Origin of the sequence: Pseudomonas sp. GXM4 (assembly GCF_008923895.1) — a bacterium.
Classification (GTDB): domain Bacteria; phylum Pseudomonadota; class Gammaproteobacteria; order Pseudomonadales; family Pseudomonadaceae; genus Aquipseudomonas; species Aquipseudomonas atacamensis.
Map to the genome: position 1 here is coordinate 1 of NZ_WBRZ01000476.1, position 1790 is coordinate 1790.

Here is a 1790-nt window from a genome sequence, read left to right on the forward strand (position 1 = left end):
AAAGAAGGGCGGCGTTTTTTTTGCCGGTCTGTCAGGCGCCGAAACCACCGTCGATGGTCAGGCTGGCACCGGTGATGTAACCGGCTTCCGGCCCGGCCAGGTAGGCGACGAAGCTGGCGATTTCATCGGCGGTGCCGTAACGACCGACGGCCATCAGCGGGATCAGGCTGTCGGCGAATTCGCCATGGGCCGGGTTCATGTCGGTGTCGACCGGGCCAGGTTGCACGTTGTTGATGGTGATACCGCGTGGGCCGAGGTCGCGGGCCAGGCCTTTAGTCAGGCCGACCAGTGCCGATTTGCTCATCGCGTACACGCCGCCACCGCCGAAGGGCATGCGGTCGGCGTTGGTGCTGCCGATGTTGATGATCCGCGAGCCTTCGCCCATGTGTTTCGCCGCTTCCTGCGAAGCAATGAACACGCTGCGCACGTTGATGGCCAAAGTCTGATCGAAATCTTCGAGTTTGAAATCTTCCAGCGGCGCGATGGCCAGCACGCCGGCGTTGTTGACCAGAATGTCCAGGCGGCCAAACGCTTCGACGGTGGCGCTGACGGCGTGGCGAATCGCGCCGGCATCGGCGCTGTCAGCCTTTATCGCCAGGGCTTTGCCGCCGTTGCCGGTGATGCTGTTCTGCAGTTCTTCGGCTTTGGCGGCGGAGCTGACGTAAGTGAAAGCGACGGCGGCGCCTTCAGCGGCCAGGCGTTTGACGATGGCTGCGCCGATGCCGCGCGAACCGCCTTGAATCAGAGCGACTTTGCCGCTGAGGTGTTGAGTGGTCATGTTCGATCTCCAAGTGTTCAAGGCGGAATGCCTTGGTGTTGGTGCCGAGTATCGGCGTGGCATCGACAACCGGGTAGACCATGATTGCTATAGTCTGTGTAAACCAAAAGTTTATAGTGGCGATCATGGAAACGTTCAGCAGTATCGAATGCTTTGTGCGCAGCGCCGAAGTCGGCAGCTTCGCCGAAGCCGCGCGACGCTTGAGCCTGACCCCGGCGGCGGTCGGCAAGAGCGTGGCGAAATTGGAGGCGCGGCTTGGCGTGCGGCTGTTCCAGCGTAGTACACGCAGCCTGACCCTGACCGAAGCGGGGCAGCTGTTTTTGAGTGAAGTCAGCGCCAGCCTGACCACCATCCAGAATGCCGTGGCCAATCTGGCCAGTGCCGGCGGGCAACCGGCCGGCACGCTGAAAGTCAGCATGGGCACGGTGTTCGGCCGTCTGTATATCGTGCCGCTGCTCGGTGAGTTTCTGCGGCGCTATCCCGCGATCAACCCGGACTGGCATTTCGATAACCGCCAAGTCGACCTGATCGGGCAGGGCTTCGACGCGGCGATTGGTGGCGGCTTTGAACTGCCGCAAGGCGTGGTTGCGCGCAGGCTGACACCGGCGCATCGGGTGTTGGTGGCATCTGAGGACTATCTGCAAAAACATGCGCCGATCAGCCATCCCGATGACCTCAAGCAACACGACGGCATTCTGATTCGCTCACCGCAGACCGGGCGCGTGCGTTCCTGGCAACTGACTCACCGCGATCAGCAACACAGTCCGCTGATGTTGCGGGTGCGGATGACCATGAGTGATTCCGAGGCTGCCTGTGCAACGGCGATGCAAGGTTTGGGCATTGCGCTGGTGAGCATGCCGTTTGCGGTCGCGTATCTTCAGGCAGGGACGTTGCAGCGGGTGCTGCCTGACTGGTTTGTCGATGACGGCAACATTTCGATCTATTACGCCGAGCACAAATTGTTGCCGGGCAAGACCCGGGCGTTTGTGGATTTCGTGATTGAACAGTTTGT

Annotated in this window: 2 protein-coding genes; one reads left to right on the forward strand and one right to left on the reverse strand. The window is 61.1% G+C overall.

From position 1 onward, the window contains the following. Positions 1-31: 31 nt before the first annotated feature. Positions 32-778, reverse strand: coding sequence for a 3-oxoacyl-ACP reductase family protein (locus tag F8N49_RS27530; protein ID WP_016773811.1), 747 nt, complete (start codon positions 776-778; stop codon positions 32-34). Between the two features lie 125 nt (positions 779-903). Here F8N49_RS27530 and F8N49_RS27535 point away from each other — a divergent pair. Continuing rightward, on the forward strand, positions 904-1790 hold an 887-nt coding region (locus F8N49_RS27535; RefSeq protein ID WP_151553294.1), incomplete at its 3' end, for a LysR family transcriptional regulator.